This is a genomic window from Variovorax paradoxus, assembly GCF_000834655.1.
GTDB classification, from domain to species: Bacteria; Pseudomonadota; Gammaproteobacteria; order Burkholderiales; family Burkholderiaceae_C; genus Variovorax; species Variovorax paradoxus_F.
Map to the genome: position 1 here is coordinate 167,287 of NZ_JXQQ01000119.1, position 19,150 is coordinate 186,436.

17 protein-coding genes are annotated in these 19,150 nt (G+C 68.0%); 1 reads left to right on the forward strand and 16 read right to left on the reverse strand.

The window, feature by feature from the left end:
• Positions 1–12 precede the first annotated feature (12 nt).
• The 12 genes from RT97_RS29980 to RT97_RS30035 form a co-directional block, all read right to left on the reverse strand.
• The gene (locus tag RT97_RS29980; RefSeq protein WP_042582501.1) at positions 13–1,158 is read right to left on the reverse strand and encodes an ABC transporter substrate-binding protein; all 1,146 of its coding nucleotides are present in this window, start codon (positions 1,156–1,158) and stop codon (positions 13–15) included.
• A 34-nt stretch (positions 1,159–1,192) separates the two neighbouring features.
• Positions 1,193–2,362 carry an ABC transporter substrate-binding protein gene (locus RT97_RS29985; RefSeq protein ID WP_042582502.1) on the reverse strand — a complete coding sequence of 390 codons (1,170 nt, stop codon included), beginning with the start codon at positions 2,360–2,362 and terminating at the stop codon, positions 1,193–1,195.
• A gap of 161 nt (positions 2,363–2,523) precedes the next feature.
• Positions 2,524–3,249, reverse strand: coding sequence for an SDR family oxidoreductase (locus RT97_RS29990; protein ID WP_042582503.1), 726 nt, complete (start codon positions 3,247–3,249; stop codon positions 2,524–2,526).
• The gene (locus RT97_RS29995; protein WP_042582504.1) at positions 3,246–4,058 is read right to left on the reverse strand and encodes a cyclase family protein; all 813 of its coding nucleotides are present in this window, start codon (positions 4,056–4,058) and stop codon (positions 3,246–3,248) included. The genes RT97_RS29990 and RT97_RS29995 overlap by 4 nt, the downstream gene beginning before the upstream one ends.
• Positions 4,059–4,074: 16 nt before the next feature.
• On the reverse strand, positions 4,075–5,328 hold the full coding sequence (locus tag RT97_RS30000) for an SDR family NAD(P)-dependent oxidoreductase (protein ID WP_042582505.1): 1,254 nt from the start codon (positions 5,326–5,328) through the stop codon (positions 4,075–4,077).
• A complete protein-coding gene (locus tag RT97_RS30005) occupies positions 5,325–6,497 on the reverse strand; it encodes a thiolase family protein (RefSeq protein ID WP_042582506.1) in 1,173 nt (390 codons plus the stop codon). Before RT97_RS30005 ends, RT97_RS30000 begins: the two co-directional genes overlap by 4 nt.
• Positions 6,494–8,128: an AMP-binding protein gene (locus RT97_RS30010; RefSeq protein ID WP_042582507.1), complete on the reverse strand. Its 1,635-nt coding sequence runs from the start codon at positions 8,126–8,128 to the stop codon at positions 6,494–6,496. The genes RT97_RS30005 and RT97_RS30010 overlap by 4 nt, the downstream gene beginning before the upstream one ends.
• A 7-nt stretch (positions 8,129–8,135) precedes the next feature.
• On the reverse strand, positions 8,136–8,624 hold the full coding sequence (locus tag RT97_RS30015; RefSeq protein WP_042582508.1) for an aromatic-ring-hydroxylating dioxygenase subunit beta: 489 nt from the start codon (positions 8,622–8,624) through the stop codon (positions 8,136–8,138).
• Positions 8,624–9,937: an aromatic ring-hydroxylating dioxygenase subunit alpha gene (locus RT97_RS30020; protein WP_042582509.1), complete on the reverse strand. Its 1,314-nt coding sequence runs from the start codon at positions 9,935–9,937 to the stop codon at positions 8,624–8,626. The genes RT97_RS30015 and RT97_RS30020 overlap by 1 nt, the downstream gene beginning before the upstream one ends.
• A gap of 20 nt (positions 9,938–9,957) precedes the next feature.
• The gene (locus tag RT97_RS30025; protein ID WP_042582510.1) at positions 9,958–10,950 is read right to left on the reverse strand and encodes a PDR/VanB family oxidoreductase; all 993 of its coding nucleotides are present in this window, start codon (positions 10,948–10,950) and stop codon (positions 9,958–9,960) included.
• An 18-nt stretch (positions 10,951–10,968) separates the two neighbouring features.
• Positions 10,969–12,477: an indolepyruvate oxidoreductase subunit beta family protein gene (locus RT97_RS30030; protein WP_042582573.1), complete on the reverse strand. Its 1,509-nt coding sequence runs from the start codon at positions 12,475–12,477 to the stop codon at positions 10,969–10,971.
• Positions 12,478–12,484: 7 nt separating this feature from the next.
• Entirely contained in the window at positions 12,485–14,677 is a 2,193-nt protein-coding gene (locus tag RT97_RS30035; protein WP_042582511.1) for an indolepyruvate ferredoxin oxidoreductase subunit alpha, read from the reverse strand.
• Positions 14,678–14,836: 159 nt separating this feature from the next.
• Here RT97_RS30035 and RT97_RS30040 point away from each other — a divergent pair, with 159 nt between their 5' ends.
• A complete protein-coding gene (locus RT97_RS30040; protein ID WP_042582512.1) occupies positions 14,837–15,325 on the forward strand; it encodes a MarR family winged helix-turn-helix transcriptional regulator in 489 nt (162 codons plus the stop codon).
• Between the two features lie 6 nt (positions 15,326–15,331).
• On the opposite strand, the gene RT97_RS30045 is transcribed toward RT97_RS30040, so the two are convergent.
• From RT97_RS30045 to RT97_RS30060, 4 genes are read right to left on the reverse strand one after another with little or no spacing between them, the layout of a single operon-like run.
• Positions 15,332–16,207, reverse strand: a complete 876-nt coding sequence (locus RT97_RS30045; RefSeq protein WP_042582513.1) for a quinone oxidoreductase family protein — start codon at positions 16,205–16,207, stop codon at positions 15,332–15,334.
• The gene (locus tag RT97_RS30050) at positions 16,204–17,004 is read right to left on the reverse strand and encodes an alpha/beta fold hydrolase (protein ID WP_042582514.1); all 801 of its coding nucleotides are present in this window, start codon (positions 17,002–17,004) and stop codon (positions 16,204–16,206) included. Before RT97_RS30050 ends, RT97_RS30045 begins: the two co-directional genes overlap by 4 nt.
• Positions 17,001–18,005 (reverse strand): 3-hydroxybutyryl-CoA dehydrogenase, encoded by a 1,005-nt coding sequence (locus RT97_RS30055; protein ID WP_042582515.1) that lies wholly within the window; start codon positions 18,003–18,005, stop codon positions 17,001–17,003. The genes RT97_RS30050 and RT97_RS30055 overlap by 4 nt, the downstream gene beginning before the upstream one ends.
• The gene (locus RT97_RS30060) at positions 17,995–19,068 is read right to left on the reverse strand and encodes an NAD/NADP octopine/nopaline dehydrogenase family protein (protein WP_042582516.1); all 1,074 of its coding nucleotides are present in this window, start codon (positions 19,066–19,068) and stop codon (positions 17,995–17,997) included. The genes RT97_RS30055 and RT97_RS30060 overlap by 11 nt, the downstream gene beginning before the upstream one ends.
• Positions 19,069–19,150: the final 82 nt, after the last annotated feature.

A 19,150-nucleotide genomic window follows, 5' to 3' on the forward strand; every position in this document is an offset into this window, starting at 1 on the left:
GCTCAGTTTTTTTCAGGGGACCAGCTTCCACTGCCCCTTGTTCATCTGCACGATCACCACGCCGCGCTGGTCGGAGCCATAGCGGTCGTCGGGCTTGAAGGTGTAGATGCCGTGCGTACCCACCAGCTCGCGCGTAGCCACGATGGCATCGCGCAGTGCGGTGCGGTACTGCGGCGTGCCAGGCTCGCCCTTGGTGCGCGAGGCGGCGTCGGCCAGCAACAGGTAGGCGTCGTAGGTGTACGAGGAGAACGCATCGGTCGGCACCGCGCCGTTCACCTTCTGGTAGGCGTTGCGAAAGCCCATCGACACCTTCTTGATCGGGTTGCTGTCGGGCAACTGGTCGGCCACGAGCACGGGGCCGCTGGGCACCTGCAGGCCTTCGATCGAAGCGCCGCCTACGCGCACGAAGTCGGCGTTGATGAGCCCGTGCGTGCCGTAGATCTTGCCCTTGTAGCCACGCTCCGCGAGCGCGATGTAGGGCAGCGCGCCCGGCGTGCCGGAGTTGCCTGCGAACACCGCATCGGGCCGCGCGGCGACGATTTTCAGGATCTGCCCCGCCACCGACGAATCGCTGCGCGCATAGCGCTCGTTCGCCACGACCTTGATGCCGGCCGTGGCCGCGCTCTTGACCAGCGAGTCGTAGGCCAGGTCACCCAGCGCATCGGAAAAGCCGATGAACGCCACCGTCTTCACGCCCGACTTCTGCATGCGGTCCACCACGCCCGCGACCATGAGCGGGAACGGTTGCGACACCGTCACCGTCCATGCGCCTTCGGGGCCGGCGATGGTCACCGGCGTGGGCGAGATCAGCGGCGTGTTGAGCTCGCGCGCCACCGAGGCGATGGCCATCGCGCCCGGCACGCCCGAGGTGCCGATGAGCACGTCGACCTTGTCTTCCGTCACCAGCTTGCGCGCGTTGCGGCCGGCGGTGGTCGGGTCGGAGGCGTCGTCAAGCACGATCAGCTGGACCTTGCGTCCGCCGATCTCCGGATGCTCGGCGATGGCTGCGCGGATGCCCTTTTCGTAGGGCACGCCGAGCGCGGCGACCGGGCCCGAGAGCGAGCTGATGAAGCCGATCTTCAGGTCGGCGGCCATGGCCTGTGCAGTTGCCAGTGCGACGGCGGTGAGGCCGATGATCCGGGCCAGTTTCTTGTTCATTGAGATTGCTCCAGCGTGTGTTGTGTTCGTTGCGTCAGGGGACCAGCTTCCACTGGCCCTTTTCCAGCTTCACGACCACGCGCGAGCGTTCGTCCGACCCGTAGCGGTCGGTCGGCTTGAAGTTGTAGACGCTGTGCGTTCCCACCAGCTCCCTGGTGCTCACGATGGCGTCGCGCAGCGCGAGCCGGAACTGCGGCGTGCCCGGCTCGGCCTTGGTGGCGAGCGCGCGCTGGGCTGCGTCCAGGTACAGCAGCCAGGCGTCGAAGGTGTAGGCCGAGAAGGCGTCGGTCGGCGGCGCGCCGTTGGCCTTCTGGTAGGCCGCGCGGAAGTCCATCGACACCTTGCGGATCGGGTTGTCGTTGGGCAGTTGCTCGGCCACGATCACCGGGCCAGTGGGTGCGAGCATGCCTTCGACGGCTGTGCCGCCCACGCGCACGAAGTCGGGGTTGATGAGCGCGTGCATGCCGTAGATCTGGCCCTTGTATCCACGCTCCGAAAGCGCCAGGTAAGGCAGCGCGCCGGGTGTGCCCGAGGTGCCGGTGATCACCGCATCGGGGCGCAGCGCCACGATCTTGAGTACCTGCCCGGTCACCGAGGAATCGGCGCGCGCGTAGCGCTCGTTCGACACGATCTTGATGCCCGCGGGCTCCGCGCTCTTTTGCAGTGCGTCGTACACCAGGTCGCCCCAGGCGTCCGAGAAGCCGATGTAGCCGACCGTCTTCACGCCCGACTTCTTCATGCGCTCGACCACCGCGCTCACCATGAGCGGCGCGGGTTGCGGCAGCGTGACCATCCATGCGCCCTCTTCGCCCGGCAGGTTCGCGTTGGCGATGGAGATCAGCGGCGTCTTCGTCTCGCGCGCCACGCCGGCGATGGCCAGCGCACCGGGCGAGCCCGCAGTGCCGATGATGACGTCGACCTTGTCCTCGTCGATCATCTTGCGGGCGTTGCGCGCGGCGGTGGTCGGGTCCGAGGCGTCGTCCAGCTGCACCAGCTGGATCTTGCGGCCGCCCAGGTCCGCCTTGTAGGCGATCGCGGCCTTCATGCCTTTCTCGTAGGGAATGCCCAGCGACGACACCGGCCCCGAGAGCGACGTGATGAAGCCGACCTTGAGATCGGCGGCCCACGCGCCAGCCACGGCGCTCAGGGCGCCGAGGCCCACGGCGATGCCCGCGAGGGCACGGAATCGGTTCAGGACTTTCATGGCGATGCTCCAGAGGTTGTCAAACGGACGATGAAAACGAATACGAGGCTGCTGCACCACTTCGAGGAACACCGCGGAACCAGCTTTGCCGGGCCGCAGGTGTTGCCCCCTGGAAGGGGGTTGGCGCAGCGACACGAAGTGCGCGAAGACTGGGGGTCATTTCAAAGCACCAGGCTGCCGATGCTGGTGCCGCCGCACACGTAGAGCACCTGGCCGGTGACGAAGCTGTTGTCGGGGTCGGCGAAGAAACGCACGGCGCGTGCCACATCGGCCGATTCGCCCAGGCGCTTGACCGGCACGGAGGCCGCGAGCGCGCGCTCCTTCTCGCTGCCGGCCTCGACCACGTCGTAGAACATGTCGGTGCGGATGGGGCCCGGCGCGACCACGTTCACCGTGATGCCGTCCGCCGCGAGCTCGAGCGCCCAAGTGCGCGCCATGCCCAGCATGCCGGCCTTGGTCGCGGAATAGCTGGTGCGGGTCGCAAGACCCAGCGCCGCGCGCGAGGACAGCAGCACGACCCGGCCGAAGCGCTGCGCACGCATGGCAGGCAATGCGCCCTGCACGAGCTGGATCGCGCAGCCCAGGTGCAGGTCGACCAGCGCATCGAGATCGTCGAGGTTTACCTCGGGCAGCAACGCCGCGCGAATCACGCCGGCGTTGTGCACGATGGTGGTCGGCGCGAAGCGTTCGACCAGTTCGCGCACCGCTTCGCCCGTGGCGGCGCGGTCGCTCAGGTCGACTTCGAGGCTGTGCAGCTTCGGATGGTCGATCTCGGCCTTGCGGCGCGCGAGCGACACGACCTCGTAGCCCTGCGCGAGCAGGTCCTCGCAGATCGCCTTGCCGATGCCGGCGCTGCCGCCGGTGACGGCTGCGACCTTCGGCGTCATGCCTGCGCTCCCACGAGGGCCAGCACGCGCAGCGGGCTGCCGCTGCCCTTCTCGATCTTCAGCGGCGGGCAGATCAGCACCGCGCCCGCGGGCGGCAGCAGGTCGAGATTGCTCAGGCACTGCAGGCCGTAGCGCCCCGCGCCATGCATGTAGTAGTGGCACGGATACGGCGGCCGCAGGTGATAGCCCTGCCCTGCATCGGTTCCGATGGCTTCCGAGCCGAAGCCCAGCACGTCGCGCTGCTCCACCAGGAAGCGCACGGCCTCGGTGCTCGGGCCGGGCGTGTGCTGGCCGGTCTCGTCGAAGTTCTGGTAGGCCTCGGGGTCGCTGCGCTTGGACCAGTCGGTACGCATCAGCACCCACGCGCCCTTCGGGATGCGGCCGTGCGCGGCTTCGTAGCGCTCGATGTCGGCCACGCTCAGCAGGTAGTCGTCGTTGCCCTGTACATCGGCCGAGCAGTCGATCACGCAGGCCGGCGCGACGAAGTTCTGCACGGGAATCGTGTCGACGGAGTTGTTCGGCAGGTCGCGGCCCGAGATCCAGTGGATCGGCGCGTCGAAGTGCGTGCCGGTGTGCTCGCCGCAGGAGAAGTTGTTCCAGTACCAGCCCGGGCCGCGCTCGTCGTACTTCGACACTTCCTCGATGCGGAAGGGCCAGCACTGGCCCATCTCGGGCGGCAGCGCAATCTGCGGGAACTCGGGCGTGAGCGTCTGCGTGAGGTCGATCACGCGGATGCGGCCGCTCGCCATGGCGGTCACGAGGCCACCGAGGATTTCGGCGGCGGACATCAGTTCGGTGGTTGTCGTCATCGTGTAGTTCCTGTTCTCAGCCGCCCGCGGCCAGCTCGCGTTCGAGCACCTTGGGGTTGTCGCGCCAGCGCTCGAGCCACTCCTGAGCCACGTCGCCCGGATAGACGTCTTCGACGCCATCGCGCAGCGCCTTCACGATGGCGTTGGCCAGCGCGGTGGGCGCCAGCTTGGGCGGTGGCGTGTGCTGGTTCCATTCGTCGTCGATGGGTCCCGGGAACACGTTGATCACGCGGATGCCGGCCGGCCGCATCTCGGCGCGCAGGCACTGCGCGAGCGAATGCGCCGCCGCCTTCGAGGCGCTGAAGGTGCCGTGCGGTGGGAAGTTGCTGAGCGCGTAGATCGACAGCAGGTTGACCCACGCGGTTGCGCCCGTCGCGCCATCGGCCGAGCGGCCCTTGAGCGCGGGGCCGAATTCTTGCGCCAGGCGCAGCAGGCCGAAGTAGTTGATGTCCATCTCGGCCTTGGCCACGTCGGTGCCGCGGCGCGCGCCGATGCCGAAGGTGCGGTGCACCTCGGCGTTGTTGATCACGATGTCGACCTTGCCGCCGATGGAGCCCGCAAGCTCGGTCACCTGCCGGCCATTGGTGAGGTCCAGCGGAACGAGCGTCACCTGCGGCAGCGCCGAGATGTCGTCCAGCCCGTCGCCCATCTTCTTCCAAGGCTCGGCGTGGCCGACCCAGACGATGTCGGCGCCGGCCTTCACGAGCGCACGCACGATGGCCTGGCCCGTCTCGGTCTTGCCGTCGGTCACCAGCGCCTTGCGGAACTTGGGGTCGCTGGTCATTTCACGCAGCATCTTGTCGTCGGCCATGTGGGCACTCCCTTCATTCGGAAAACCAATGAGAACGGCCTGGCCGGCGCGGTCGAGCCGGGCGCCCACGCGCACGCGTTGCGGCGCATCGCCGACCTCGCCGTGCAGGTGGACCATGAGCGTCGGGCCGGCATCCAGGTGCACCAGGCCCAGCCGCCAGGGCAGCCGCTCGCGGAAGAACAGGTCGTTGCTGTGGTGCAGCGTTGTGCTGCCGAGCAGCTCGCCCTCGCCGCTCTGCGCGCGCCAGCGCAGAGAAGCCGACAGGCACTTGTGGCAGACCTCGCGCGGCGGGTACTGCACGGTGCCGCAGTCCTCGCAGGTCTGCAGTTCGAAGCGGCCTTCGGCGGCCGCCGCCGTGAGGCCGAGCGCCACGCGGCCGCGCGCGCCGGGCGGCAGGTTCATCTGCCGGGTGCGCAGCACCGGGTTCTTGCGCGGGGGGCGCATCATCGGCATCGTCATGCGGGTCTCCCCAGGATCACCGCGCCCGTACAGAGGCAGCGGTCGTAGGTCACCATGCCGAAGCCGGCGACGAGGCCGAGTTGAGCACCCGGCACCGCACGCGCTCCGGCTTGATCGGTCAGCTGGCGGATCGCCTCGACCATGCCGAGGAAGCCGCCTGCCGCGCCGGCCTGCCCGGCCGAGAGCTGGCCGCCGCTCGTGTTGTTCGGGAAGCTGCCGTCGAAGGTCATGGTGTGCGACTGCACGAAGGCCGAGCCCTCGCCCTTCTCGCAGAAGCCCAGGTCCTCAAACTGCATCATCACGATGACGGGGTAGTCGTCGTAGGTCTGCACGAAATCGAGCGCAGCGGGCTGCACGCCGGCCTGCGCGTAGAGGTCGTCGCGGTCCTTGCGCCAGCCGCCTTGCACCATGACCGGGTCTTCGGCGTAGGCGTTGTGGCGCTCGATGGCGCCGCGGATCACGGCGTGCGGAAGGCCCAGGTCGCGGGCGCGCTCCTCGCTCATCACAAGGAAGGCATCGGCACCGGCGCAAGGCATCACGCAGTCGAAGAGATGGATCGGGTCGGAGATGGGCCGCGCGGCCATGTATTCGTCGAGCGTCAGGCCCTTCTTGAACATCGCATTCGGGTTGCCCAGGGCGTTGGTGCGCTGGTCCACGCAGATGCGGCCGAAGTCTTCGCGCTTCGCGCCGAAGGTGCGCATGTAGTTGGCGGTGATGAACGCGAAGATCGAGTTCGGTCCGCCCGAGCCGTAGGGGTAGCTCGCATCTCGTGCGAAGTTGCTGAAGCTGCCGAGCGTCTGGCGGAAGGAGTCGACGTGGTTGGTGTCGGCGCCCACGCAGGCCACGATGTCGGCATCGCCCGCCTGCACGGCGCGCGCGGCGCGGCGCAGGCACATCACGCCCGAGGCGCCGCCGGTGGGCACGTGGTCGAGCCAGCGCGGCGACATGCCAAGGTGCTGCGTCACGCCCACGGCCGTGTCGGGCGCGAGCGAGAAGCTGCTGAGGCACAGGCCGTCGATCGCTTCCTTGGCCACGCCGCTGGCCTGGACCAGCGCCTCGATGGCCTGCCCGACGAACCAGTGCGCGGTGCGCGTGGAGTAGCGCACGTAGGGCACCGTGATGGGCACGGCCACCGCGACGCCTTCGTAGGAAAGCCGCTGCCTGGTCATGCCTGCCCCACTTGTCGTTTCTTCATCGCACGCGTGTCGATGCAGTGGCCCTGCCCCGGCAACGACTGCGCCATCTCGCGCAGCTGGCCGCGCTGGATCTTCTGCGAGGGCGTGAGCGGCAGCGCATCGACGAAGGCGACGTAGCCCGGCGCCTTGTAGTAGGCGAGTTGATCGAGCGCATGCTGGACGATGCTCGCGGCGACCTGTTCGCGCTGCGATGCATCCGCGTCCTCGCGCATCACGATGCAGGCCAGCACCTCGTCGCCGCGCACCGCATCGGGCGTTGCCGCAACGGCCGATGTCTTCACGGCCGGATGCTGGTTGAGCACGCTCTCGACCTCGACGGCCGAAATGTTCTCGCCGCTGCGGCGGATCACGTTCTTCTTGCGATCGACGAAGAAGAAGTTGCCTTCAGCGTCGCGGCGCACCAGGTCGCCGGTGTGGAACCAGCCATCGGCCCAGGCTTCGCGCGTGGCCTCCTCGTCCTTGAGGTAGCCGGAGAAGAAGTAGCGCTTCGGGTCGGTGCCGGCCGAGCGCACGAGCAGTTCGCCCGGTGCATCCGTGCCGACGTCGTTGCCGTCTTCGCCCACGAGGCGAATCTGCACGAAGTCTTCCTGGCGGCCGAAGCAACTCGTGCCCACGAGGCGCGGCTCGCGGTTGGCCATGATGCAGGCGGCCGCGCCGGTCTCGGTCATGGCCCAGGCCTCGACCAGCGGGAAGCCGAAGCGCTCCTCGAAGGGCACGTGGTTCTTGCGGTCCACGCCGGCGCCGAAGCCCCATCGGATTGCGTGGTCACGGTCGGCATCGGACGGCGATGCCGACAGCAGCATCGCAGGCATCACGCCCAGGTAATGCACGATGGTCGCGCCGCTCTCGCGCGCGCTCGCCAGCCAGGTCTTCGGATGGAAGCGATCGAGCTGCACCAGGCACCCGCCCGCCACCAGCACCACCATGGTGGAGAACGCCATCGCGTTCATGTGGTTGAGCGGCAGCGGCGTGATGACGCGCTCGGTGTCGGGGCGGATGCTGCACACCCCATCGAGCGCGGCGTACCACTCGCCCGCGCGCAGGAAGTAGGCGTTGCTGAGGATGCAGCCCTTGGGGCGCCCGGTGGTGCCGGAGGTGTAGAGCAATCCGCATTCGGTGTCGGCACCGATGGGCTCGTGGGCGCGCGGCGCGGCGGTCTTCGCGCCGGGCACCGCGTCGTCGGGCCCCATGGTCTCGAAGGCCACGCCTGCCTGCGCCGCAGCAGCCCGCAGGTCGGCGGCGCGCTCCGGCAGCGTGACGGCGAGGCCGATTTCGCTGTGGCCGATCAGGTAGACCAGTTCGGCCGATCGCATCTCCGCGTTGATCGGCACCACGCTCACGCCCAGCGCGTTGAGCGCGAACCAGTGGAAGAGGAACGCGGGCCGGTTCTCCAGCAGCAGGCCGACGCGGTGGCCGTGCCCGTAGCCGGCACGCGCATAGGCGGCGCGCAAACGCTCGACCTCGGCGGCCGCCTCGCCCCAGCGAATGGCGCCCGCTGCGATGCCGTAGGCAGCCGCGGTCACCGACTCGGTGAACAGGAATTCGGCCTGCGGCGTGCGCGCTGCAGTCGTCGCGAAAACTTGATGGACGGTGGCGTGTGACATCGCGTCCTCAGATGAAGAGCTGCACGGCCGGGAGTGCCGCGTCGCAGTTGAGCAGGTTCACGCGCTTGAGCGTCATGCGCAGTGCGCCGTCCTGCATCGTGAGGTGATGGAAGAACGTGCCGACGTAGAACTGCAGCTCGTCGCCCTGCGATTCGGTGTAGTGGAAGCTGGTGCGCACCACGAAGCGGTTGGCCTCGGCGTCGAACGCTTCGACCACGGGCACCTGCAACAGATGGTGGCAGCGGCTTGGCGGCTGCTGCGAAAACGCGCGCGGGCTCTTCAGGCGCTCGATGCGCAGCTCGCGCAGCAGCTTGTCTTCGTAGAGGTGCGATGTGTGGTTGAGGCCGTCTTCCTGGTCCGGCACGAGCGGCACCCAGTAGAAGGCGTCGTCGGTGAAGAGCGCGTTCCACTCTTCGTAGCGGCGCGTGTCGAGCAGATGCGCTTCGTTCACGACGAAGTCGATCAGGTCCTGGCGGGCGATGTCGGTGCCGGCCATCACATCGTCTCCGTCATGCGCTGCACCCAGCTGCGGTACTGGTTGCGCATCGGCAGCTCGTTGGTGCCGCCGGTGGTGATCTCGCCGCCCTTGAGCTCCGACGCGTCGTAGTCCCGGTGCAGGCTCACCCACTCGTTGCCGCTCGCATGCAAGCCGGCCTGCATGCCGCGGTAGGCCTGCAGGTCGTCGTGGCCCACCACCGAGAACGGCGAGTTGATCAGCCGGTTGTACATTGTGGTGCGCTGCAGCAGCTCAGGCGGCGCACCCTTCAGGCGAAAGGTCCAGCTCTCGATCAGCGTCTTGTCGGCCGAGATGGGCTTGACCACGCGAATGGCCTGGATCGCGCCCTTGATCGTGAGGTTCGGGTAGTACACGGTGTTGTGCCGCGCCATGCCCAGGATCTGCGCGGTCTTCTCTTCGCCGTAGCGCGCCTTCATGGCGTCGTCGTATTCGGGGATTGCCTTGTACTTGCTGTGGATGCTGAAGTGCACGCCCGTGAAGCTGTGGCCGTGGTCGTAGGTGCGGATGCCCATGTCCTCGAAGAACTTGTAGTCGGACATGAAGGGCACGAACTGCTCGACCGCCATGGGCTTGGGTTCGTCGGCGGGCTTGTCGGCCCACATGCGCTTGGCGGTGCCGGCCGACGATTCGTGCGCCACCATCGGATGCATGGTGTCGTTGAGGTTCTCCACGAACATCTTCCAGTTGCACTGGTGCATGAAGCGCAGGCACCCGCCGGCGATCTCGAGTTCGCCTTCGGGCGAGCGGTCGGCCATGTTGTCGATGGAGCTGAGCGAGTCGCCGAAGTACTCGTCGAAGTCGGGCCCGACATCGTTGATTTTCACGAAGATGAAGCCGCGGTGGCTGCGCACATGCTTGAGCGTCGTCAGGCCCTTGGCCGACTCGCACTCGTGCAGCGCGGTGTTCTCGTAGCCGGTCTTCAGCGGAATCGCCAGCAGCGAGCCGTCGGTCTTGAAGGTCCAGGCGTGGTACGGGCAGCGGAAGAACTTGCCGGTGTTGCCGCAGGGCGCGCTCACGAGGCGCGAACCCTTGTGGGCGCAGCGGTTCATCATCGCGCGCACGCTGCCGTCGGTGTGACGCACCACGATGAGCGGGCGGCCGGCGATCTCGTTGCTGATCCAGTCGCCGGGCTTGGGCAGTTGGCTCTCGTGGCCGACGTAGTTCCAGGTGTTGGCGAAGAAGTGTTCCTGCTCCAACTCGAACAATTCCTGGCTGGTGTACAGGTCGCGGTGCACGCGGTCGTTCTCAACGAGCGCGCGGACTGCTTCGGGGTTGTCTCTGTATGAAGGCATAGTTCTCGTGGCTCCTTGCTTCAGATATCGAGCACCAGGCGCGCACCCTTGGCACGCGAGATGCAGATCTGCATGACGTTGCCCTCGGCCTTCTCGCGGGCGGTGAGCACGTAGTCGCGGTGGTCGATCTCGCCCTCGAGCACCGGCACGGCGCACACGCCGCATTCGCCGCGCTTGCAGTCGAACATCGGGTCGCAGCCGTTGTCGATGAGGCAGTCGAGGATGCTCTGGTCGGCCGCGACTGTGAAGCGCTGGCCCGACTGGGCGAGCTCGACCTCGAAGGGCTGGTCGCCTTCTTCGGCGACCGGCTCGGTGAAGAGCTCGAAGTGCACGCGGTCGTGCTCCCAGCCGCGCGCCTGGGTGCGGGCGAGCACGGCATCGAGCATGACCTTGGGGCCGCAGACGTAGAGGCGATCGCCGGCGGGCACGTCGTCGAGCAGTGCGTCGATGTCGAGCGGCGCGCCGGCTTCTGCGTCGGTGTGCACGCGCAGGTCGTCGCCCAGCAGCGCTTGCAGCTCGGGCAGGAAAGCCATCAGGTCGCGGCTGCGGCCGGCGTAGTGCATGCGCACGGGCGCTTCCTCGGCGCGGCGGCGCGCCGCCATGCTGGCGAGCGGCGTGACACCGATGCCGCCGGCCACCAGCACCGAGCCACCGGGGCCGGTGTGCAGCGGAAAGTCGTTCTTCGGCGCCTCGATGGCGAGCGTGTCGCCCTCCTTCAGCGCTTCATGCATGAAACGCGAGCCGCCGCGGCCTTCGGCCTCCTTGCGCACGGCAATCACGTACTCGGTCGGCGCATTCGTCGCGTTGCGCGCGGTCGCGAAGTTGATCAGCGAATAGTGGCGCCAGTCGGTCTTGCCATCGGGCAGCGACACCTGCACGCGGATGTGGGCGCCGGCCGCGAAGCCCGGCAGCGGGCGGCCGTCTTCCGCGCGCAGGCGAAGCATGCGGATCAATGGATTGAGTTCGCGCGCTTCGGCGACGCGAAGCTCGAGCGTGGCGGTGGGAGCGGTCATCGTGCGTCCGTTGTCTCTTCAGGCCAGAGCGTGCTGCGCCAGTGCGGCTTGCAGCTTGTGGCCGTGTTCGTCGGCGAGCGCCGCATCGCGCAGCTCCCGCAGGGTGGCGGGCGCGAGCTGCGCGCCGGCGCGCTCGACGGCGCGCATCACGGTGTCGTAGTTGCGGATGCCGCGCTCATGCGTGTCGCTGTAGCCCTTGACCAGGCGCTGGCACTGCGCGAGTTCCACCGCGAGCTCGGGGTTGTGCCGCGCGGTGGCGGCGATGCGCTGCAGCCATTCCTCGATGCGGCGGTTTTCTTCTGCATAGCGCATCGTCGAGAGGCGCCAGCGCTTCATGGCCGCGACCGTGCGCAGCATCAGGTAGCCACGCAGCGAACTGGTCTGGATCACGCGGCCGTGCTGCGTGAAGCGCTCGACGATCTTCCTGGGCAGCGTGGAGCCCATGAGCCAGCGGCCGATGCCGCCGGGCAGGGTCTCGCAGATTTCCTGCAGGCGCGGGTGCATGTATTCGTTGATGGCGAGCACCTGGCCCGGCTGTACGCGGGCCTCGCCGCGCACGCGCTCGAAGCGGGTGGCGCGGGTCTTCAGGGCCGCCACGCGGGCGGTGTCTTCGTAGGACATCCATAGCGCGAGGTGGCGCGCGGTCTCGCGCAGCAGGCGGTGGTCGCCAGTGCCCGGCAAGGCGGCGACGGCGGCCATGCGGTCGAGGTACAGGCCGGCATACGCCAGGTCCTGGTAATCGATGAGGCGACGCACGCCTTCGAGCAGGAAGTCATGCGCGGCGGTCGGAAAGTCGTGCTGCACGCGCTCGACCAATGCGCGCACGGCGGGATGGCGGGGCTGCGGAACCGGGACCGCGGTGACTGCTTCTGCCGCCGTCTCGCCATCGTCGCCCGCCTGCGCGCGTGCGAAGGCACCGCCGAAGGCCTTCAGGCTGGGCTTCACGCCCACGCCGCCGCGCTCGATGGTCGCCTCGAACTGCGCGCGGCTGAACGGCAGCACGCCCGAGCCCGCGAGTGCGCCGAAGAGCACGGCGCTGATCACGCTGCCCGAGGCTTCGGCGGCCTGCGCCATGTCGAAGCGGATGAAGCGCTTGGCAGCCTTGGCCGTGTGCGCGAGCAGCTGCGCGCTGTCGACGCGGCCATCGCCCAATGCGCTTTTCTCCGCGATGGAGAACACGCGATGCGTGGAGGCGATGAGCGTGGTGCGGTCGTTCGTGACGAGGCCGCGCTGCACGGCGCGACCGGCTTCCATGAGTTCCGATGCGAGCACCACATCGACGTCGCCCGGCAACGGCATCAGCGCCAGCACGGGCCGGCCACCATCCGACTCGGCTTGCGCGATCGGGTACAGCTCGACGTAGTAGATGGTCGCACCCGTGCGCTGTGCCACGCCCGGCACCGAGGTGGTCTGGGCGACATAGCCGTTGGCCTCGCCCATGTCCACGATCCAGTCGGCCAGCACGCCGCCGCCTTCGCCGCCCATTGCGAGGATCGCGATCTTGATCGGTTGTGCCTTGATGTTCATCATCGCTTCAGAACGCATAGGCTTCGCGGCGGCGTGCTTCGCCGCGCTGCAGCCAGCCGATGACGGCGCTGCGCACGCGCTCGCGCAGCTTGTCCCAACCGGTGGGGTTGCTCACGATCTGCGCCTTGTAGAACGAGGGGCACAGCACCGCGGCATGCGAGACCTCGCCGCACACGCCGCAGCCCACGCAGCTGTCGAGCACGGCCGCGACCGGGTCGGTGCGCAGCGGATCGGGGTTGGGCTTGATGGAGAGCGAGGGGCAGCCCGACAGGCGGATGCACGAGTGGTCGCCGGTGCAGGTGTCGGAATCGACGCCGAATTTCTCGCGCACCATGCGCTTGCCATCAGCGATGGCCTTGCGCACCAGCGGCTTTTCGCGGCGCTGCTTGTTGAGCATGCACTCCGACTGCGCGATCAGGACCTTGGGGCCCTTCTTGGTGGTGGTGAGCGCTTCTTTCAACGCATCGCGCATGCCGGCCACGTCGTAGGTGCGGCGCAGCGTCTTCACCCACTCCACGCCCACGCCGCGCACGGCGCGCTCGATCTCGTGGCCGGTGCTGCGCGTCTTGTTGACGGCGTTCGACGAGAGGATGTCCTGCCCGCCCGTGGCCGAGGTGTAGTTGTTGTCGACGACGATGGTGAGGTTGTCGCTCTTGTTGAAGACCGAGTTCGCCACGCCGCTGGTGAGGCCGTTGTGCCAGAAGCCGCCGTCGCCCATCATCGAGATGGCGCGCTTGCCGGCCGGCGCATTGAGCGCCGAAGCGCCCGCACCGCCGAGGCCGTAGCCCATGGTGGTGTTGCCGATGTTGAAGGGCGGCAGGATCGAGAACAGGTGGCAGCCGATGTCGGCGCTCACGTGGTGCGCGCCGAGTTCGCGCTCGACCAGCTTCATCGCGCTGAAGATCGGGCGCTCGGGGCAGCCGGTGCAGAAGCCCGGTGGGCGGGCGTGCACGACATCGCCGAGTGCGGACGATGGAATGGCTGGTTCGGGCGCCGCATCGACGCCGATGGCGGCCACCTCCTTGAGCGGTATCACCTTGCGCACCGGCACGGGCACCGGCAGCGGCGCGAGGCGCTCGTAGCGCTCGCAGAAAGCGCGCGCGCCCTTGAGCAGTTCGGAAGATGTGTACTCGCCCGCGACCGGCAGCATGTCCTTGCCATGCAGAGCGGTGGTCGAGCCCGCCTGGCGCAGGATGGTGGCAAGGTTCTGCTCGACGAAATTGGGCTGGCCCTCTTCGACGATCAGCACCGCGCGCTTGCCTTCGCAGAAGCGGATGACCTCGCTCTCGATGACGGGGTACGCGACGTTCATCACGTAGAGCGGCACCTTGGTGTTGCCGTACACATCGGCGAGCTGGAGCCGCTCGAGCGCGCGCAGCAGCGTGTTGTAGCTGCCGCCCTGCACGATGATGCCGATGTCGTCGGCGTCTTCGGAGAAGAACTCGTTGAGCTGGCGCTCCTCGATGAAGCGCACCGCGGCGGGCCAGCGGTCCTTCACCTTCTCCTGTTCGTGTACAAAGCTCGCGGGCGGCAGCACGATGCGGCTGACGTCGCGCTGCGGGTTCTCCAGCGCCTCCTGCAGCGTGAACTTCGCGCGCCTGTTGTCGCCTGCGATGAAGTGGCCGTGCACGTGGCAGGCGCGGATGCGCAGCTGCAGCATCACGGGCGTGTTGCTGGCTTCGGAGAGATCGAAACCCGTCTTCACCGCATCGACGATGCTCGGCAGGTTGGGGCGCGGATCGAGCAGCCAGATCTGCGACTTCATCGCGAACGCATGGCTGCGCTCCTGCATGATCGACGAGCCTTCGCCGTAGTCCTCGCCCACGATGATGAGCGCGCCGCCGGTCACGCCGCCCGAGGCGAGGTTGGCCAGCGCGTCGGAGGCGACGTTGGTGCCCACGGTCGCCTTGAAGGTGACGGCGCCGCGCAGCGGGTAGTTGACCGAGGCCGCGAGCGTGGCGGCGGCGGTAGCTTCGCTCGCGCTGTTCTCGAAGCGGATGCCCTGCTCGGCGAGGATGTCCTGCGCATCGGCCAGCACATCCATCAGGTGCGAGATGGGTGCGCCCTGGTATCCCGCGACGTAGGAAACGCCTGACTCCAGCAAGGCCTTGGTGACCGCCAGAATGCCTTCACCACGAAACACATCTCCGCCAGAAAGCCGCAGCTTCTTGACTTCCTCGACGAACGAACGCTCAGCCATGTGGGTCCTTCTTCTTTCTCGTGGGAGGATGCGCTTCAGGTGCCACATCACGCTTTCTATAATGTTGACAAATGAATGTATCCACAATCATGAATTACCCTAGACATGCAAGCGGCGTGCCCGAAGCTGGTTTGACGTGCCTGGCTGTGAGGTGCCTTCATGGCTGAACAAGAACCTCCCGCCGAATCGATTCGCTTCGTTGAGGACTACCTGCCGGCACTGCTCGCGCAGGCGAGCCAGCTGATTTCCTCGGAGTTCCACGAGGTGGCGCGCCAGCAGGGGTTCTCGGTGTCGGAGTGGCGTGTGATGGCGTCGCTCGCAGGCAGCGAGCCAATCAGCATCGGCCAGCTCGCGCAGGTCACCGTGACCAAGCAGCCGACGGTGACGCGCCTGCTCGATCGCATGGAATCGCGGGGACAGGTGGAGCGCCTGCCCCACGAAAGTGACCGCCGCATCACACTGGTGCGCATCACGCGCAAGGGGCTGAAGGCGGTAGAGCATCTGATGGAACTGGCGCGCGAGCATGAGCGGCGCGTGCTCGAGCCCTTCGGCCTGCGGCGGGCCGAAGAACTCAAGGAGACGCTGCGACGGATGATCGAACTGCACGTGCATGTGCCGCTCGAGGAGCCGGAGCCCGAAGAAGACTGACGGGGCCTAGGGCACGAGCACTGCGCGGCCGCGATGGCCGCGCTGCGCGATCCATTCGAGCGCCTTGGCGGCGTCGGCCAGCGCGAAGCTCTGCACATCGAGATGCAGGCGGCCATCGGCCAATCGCGCGAGCAGTTCGGGCGCCGCGGCACGGCCCGCCGGCTCCCGCCTGAACATGTTGAGCGGCAGCAGTGCGACGTCGCGCTGTAGGAAATGCGCGATGTCCAGTTGCAGCGTGGGGCCTGCGGTGTAGCCGATCAGCACGGCGCGACCGCCGGGCCGTACCGCAGGCAGAGACGCTGCGAGGACATTGCCGCCGACCGTGTCGATGAGCAGGTCGGCGCTGGCGGCAGCGGGCGCGGTGTCCGGATCGACCGGCGTTGCCTCGCACCCTGCATCGCGCGCAAGCTGCATCACGAGCGACCCGACCGCGCCGCTCGCGCCCGTGACCAGCACTTGCTCTGCGGCCTGCAGCTTCGCAACCTCGTGCAGCGCCACCCAAGCCGATGTGGTGGGCGAGAAGAACGCGGCACCGATCGTCATCGACAACGCGTCGGGCAAGAGGCCAAGCGCTTCGTCCGGCGCATCGATCAGTTCGCACCAGGTGCCGTCGAACAGGGTACCCAGGCCGCTGCCGCGCAGCCACACGCGTTGCCCGGCCTCGTAGCGTTCGCTCGCGACGACGATGCCGGCAGCTTCCACACCCGGCGTGTAGGGCAACGGCGGGTGCCGCAGGAAACTGCCCCGCCACACGGTGCGGTCGATGTGGCCGACCGTGGCGGCCTGCATGCGCACGATAGTGCGACCGGGGCGCGCAACGGGATCGGCCACGTCTTCCAGCACGGGCACTGCATCGAAGCCGTGGATGCGGATGGCCTTCATGGCAGCTCTCTGAGAAAGTCGTACACGGTGCGCGCAAAGGCCTCGGGCATCTGGTCCGGCAAGGGCACCATGCCGCCTTCGATGTCGACGATGCGCGCCTGCGGCAGATGGTGCTGCAACTCGGCCGCATGCGGCGCGGCAAACGGATCGTCGGTGGCGCGGACGATGAGCACAGGCTGCGTCACGCGGCCGATGCGGTCTTCCATGCGATAGGACGCGACGGCCCGATGGCCCTCCTCCACGCGATGACCGACCTTCAACGCATCGAGCACGAAGGCTTCGAGCAACTCGGGCCGCCCCACTGGATAGAAGCCCTGGCGCTTTTGCCACAGTGCGGCGAGATGGCTTCCGTCTTCGCTCGGCGCGACCTCGTCGATGGGCGGCCTGCGGGCGCGCGCGAGGCGAAAGGGCTCATCGGTGTAAGGCGTGGACGACAGCACCAGGCCGCGCACGCGATCGGGGAATGCAGCCGCGAGTTCGACCGCGACGACGCCGCCGGTGTGATGGCCCACGACATCAGCCTGCCGGATGCCCAGCGCGTCGAGCAGTTCGCACGCCACGCGCGCCCATTGCCCGATGCTCGCGGGCACGCCACCGTCCGAGGAATCGCCGAAGCCCACGGTGTCCATCGCGATGGCGCGGCAATGCGCGCCGATCAGCGGAAGCACCGCGCGGTACTCGGCCCAGCTGCGCGGCGACTGGTGAAGCAGCAGGACGGCGGGCGCATCTGCATCGCCGCACGTCGCGTAGTGCACCTGCCCCACCGACAGGTCGGCAAAAGCGCGGCGGATCGTCATGACAGCGTCTCGAAGGCGGGCGCGCGCCAGAGGCCCGCGTGTTTGAGTTCACCGAGGGTGCGCGAAAGCACGTCGCGCCGATAGGCAGCGATGTCGCGGCCCTCGTAGTCGTAGAAGCCGCTGCCGCTTTTCAGGCCGAGCCGCCCCTCGGCGACCATGCGATCGACGATGGCCGGCGCGGTGTAGCGGCCCTTGTCGATCGAGGCAGACATCTCGCGGCTCGCGTGGTGCAGGATGTCGCAACCGCCGAAGTCGATGAACTCGACCACGCCAAGCGCGGCGAATCGAAGGCCGAGGCCGTAGCGCGTTGCCTTGTCGATTTCCTCGGCGGTGGCTGCGCCCTCCTCGATCATGCGGGCCGCCTCGTTCATCACCAGCGCCTGCAGGCGCGGCACGATGTAGCCGGGCGAGGCACCGCAGACCACGGGGAGCTTGCCGATCGCTTCCATCAGCGCCTTGGTGCGCGCAAGCACGCCAGCGTCGGTGCCCGGGTGGCAACTGAGTTCCACCACGGGGATCACGTAGGCCGGATTGAGCCAGTGCATGTTGAGGAAGCGCTCGGGCAGCCGCACCAGCGCCGCAAGCTGCGTCACCAGGATGCTGCTGGTGGTCGACGTGAGGATTGCGTCGTCGCGGCAGTGACGGTTGAGGTGCTCGAAGGCTTCGCGCTTGGCTTCCAAGGTTTCGGGGACGCCTTCGAACACCAGCGCGGCGGCGGCCAGCGCCTGCGGGGCTGCAGCCGCGTTCACGAAGTCCACGCGCTCCGCGATGCGCTGGATCTGCGCGGCGTCGATCACGCCCAGTTGCGCGAGCCCAGCGAGGCTGGCTTCGATCTCGGCCTTCGCCTCGTCGCGCAGGCGCTGCCACGCGTCGTCGCCGCGCGGGCGCAGGTCGATCAGCGATATGCGGTGGCCGGCATAGGCGAACGCGATCGCGATGCCGCGCCCCATGCGGCCGGCGCCGACGGCCGCAAAGCGGGGCAGCGCGCGCTCATTCGCCATCGTGCAGCCTCTCTTCGAGCTGCGCCGCGCTCAGGTCGGCGAGGCCGAGGCTTTCGAAAGTGCGCGGGCCGTGGCGAAGGTCGCGACCGAGAAAGCCGCCCACGATGGCCAGCAGGCCGTGCGCGATGGGTGCGTCCACGCCCGCACGGCGCGCGGCCGAAGCGAGGAAGGCCAGGCCGAGCTCGGTGTCTTCGGTGATGTAGCGGTGCGTGTGCAGGTCGATGTTCTCGCGCCAGTCGCCCGACTTGACCAGTTGCTTGTGCGCATCGCCGTACATCCACTGGTCGTTGTTGTAGTGATCGGCCAGCGGATAGTGCGGCGCGCCCTGTCCGAAGGCCTCTCGCACGGCCATGCGCTCACGGTCGAGCCGGTCGGTCACGTCGCGCACCGCGCGCTGGGTGCCTTCGTTGTGGATGTCCCAGCGCTCGAAGTGCTGCAGCGGGGCAGCGTTCATCACCATCAGCGGCGGATGGATGACAGGGCCGGCGTTCATCAGCGCACCCGAGAGCGCGTTGCCGCAGCCGTGCACGGCCGGGTAGGCCTTGCGGATCACCGCGATCGCCCCGGCCTCCTTGCGCGCCGGGTACACGCCGGTTGGCAGGCGGATCGCGCGGATCGTGACGTTCACTTCGCGATCGCCGTGCTTGCGTGCGAGGTACGGCAAGGTGCCGGTCTCGGCCCAGGCCACGTCTGCGCGGTTGCCGGCTTGCCTCACCGCACGCGCCATCACGTAGCTGCCGAAGGTGCCTGGCGGCAGGAAGACGACCTGGCCGTCGACCAGGTGCGGGGCCATGGCCACAGCGATGTCGTGCTGGGCAATGGCGGGCGTGGGGATGACGATCAGCTCGGCGCCCTTGAGCGCTGCCGCAATATCGGCCGTGGCGAGTGCAAGCGGCACTTCGCGCGCGCCGTCGACATCCTTCAGCGTGATCGCGCCGGCTTGCATGACCAGCTCGAGCGCTGCGGCATCGCGGCGCCACAAGCGCACCTCGTGACCGGCTTCAGACAGGTCTGCGGCGGCTGCGTAGGCGCCGTGGCCACCGCCAAGAATCGCAATTTTCATGTTCGGAAATTTGAAAAGCAGATGTCGATGAACCGGCAGCCGCGGCGCGGACCGGGGAGCAATGCGTCATTACATTACTTTT

Excerpts from the sequence above, each read along its gene's own strand:
- RT97_RS29980 (WP_042582501.1), bottom strand. The coding sequence starts at position 1,158 with ATGAACAAGAAACTGGCCCGGATCATCGGCCTCACCGCCGTCGCACTG.
- RT97_RS30040 (WP_042582512.1), top strand. The coding sequence starts at position 14,837 with ATGGCTGAACAAGAACCTCCCGCCGAATCGATTCGCTTCGTTGAGGAC.
- RT97_RS30010 (WP_042582507.1), bottom strand. The coding sequence starts at position 8,128 with ATGTCACACGCCACCGTCCATCAAGTTTTCGCGACGACTGCAGCGCGC.
- RT97_RS30050 (WP_042582514.1), bottom strand. The coding sequence starts at position 17,004 with ATGACGATCCGCCGCGCTTTTGCCGACCTGTCGGTGGGGCAGGTGCAC.
- RT97_RS30055 (WP_042582515.1), bottom strand. The coding sequence starts at position 18,005 with ATGGCGAATGAGCGCGCGCTGCCCCGCTTTGCGGCCGTCGGCGCCGGC.
- RT97_RS30020 (WP_042582509.1), bottom strand. The coding sequence starts at position 9,937 with ATGCCTTCATACAGAGACAACCCCGAAGCAGTCCGCGCGCTCGTTGAG.
- RT97_RS30000 (WP_042582505.1), bottom strand. The coding sequence starts at position 5,328 with ATGACGATGCCGATGATGCGCCCCCCGCGCAAGAACCCGGTGCTGCGC.
- RT97_RS30005 (WP_042582506.1), bottom strand. The coding sequence starts at position 6,497 with ATGACCAGGCAGCGGCTTTCCTACGAAGGCGTCGCGGTGGCCGTGCCC.
- RT97_RS30060 (WP_042582516.1), bottom strand. The coding sequence starts at position 19,068 with ATGAAAATTGCGATTCTTGGCGGTGGCCACGGCGCCTACGCAGCCGCC.
- RT97_RS30045 (WP_042582513.1), bottom strand. The coding sequence starts at position 16,207 with ATGAAGGCCATCCGCATCCACGGCTTCGATGCAGTGCCCGTGCTGGAA.
- RT97_RS30025 (WP_042582510.1), bottom strand. The coding sequence starts at position 10,950 with ATGACCGCTCCCACCGCCACGCTCGAGCTTCGCGTCGCCGAAGCGCGC.
- RT97_RS30030 (WP_042582573.1), bottom strand. The coding sequence starts at position 12,477 with ATGAACATCAAGGCACAACCGATCAAGATCGCGATCCTCGCAATGGGC.
- RT97_RS29990 (WP_042582503.1), bottom strand. The coding sequence starts at position 3,249 with ATGACGCCGAAGGTCGCAGCCGTCACCGGCGGCAGCGCCGGCATCGGC.
- RT97_RS29995 (WP_042582504.1), bottom strand. The coding sequence starts at position 4,058 with ATGACGACAACCACCGAACTGATGTCCGCCGCCGAAATCCTCGGTGGC.
- RT97_RS29985 (WP_042582502.1), bottom strand. The coding sequence starts at position 2,362 with ATGAAAGTCCTGAACCGATTCCGTGCCCTCGCGGGCATCGCCGTGGGC.
- RT97_RS30015 (WP_042582508.1), bottom strand. The coding sequence starts at position 8,624 with ATGGCCGGCACCGACATCGCCCGCCAGGACCTGATCGACTTCGTCGTG.
- RT97_RS30035 (WP_042582511.1), bottom strand. The coding sequence starts at position 14,677 with ATGGCTGAGCGTTCGTTCGTCGAGGAAGTCAAGAAGCTGCGGCTTTCT.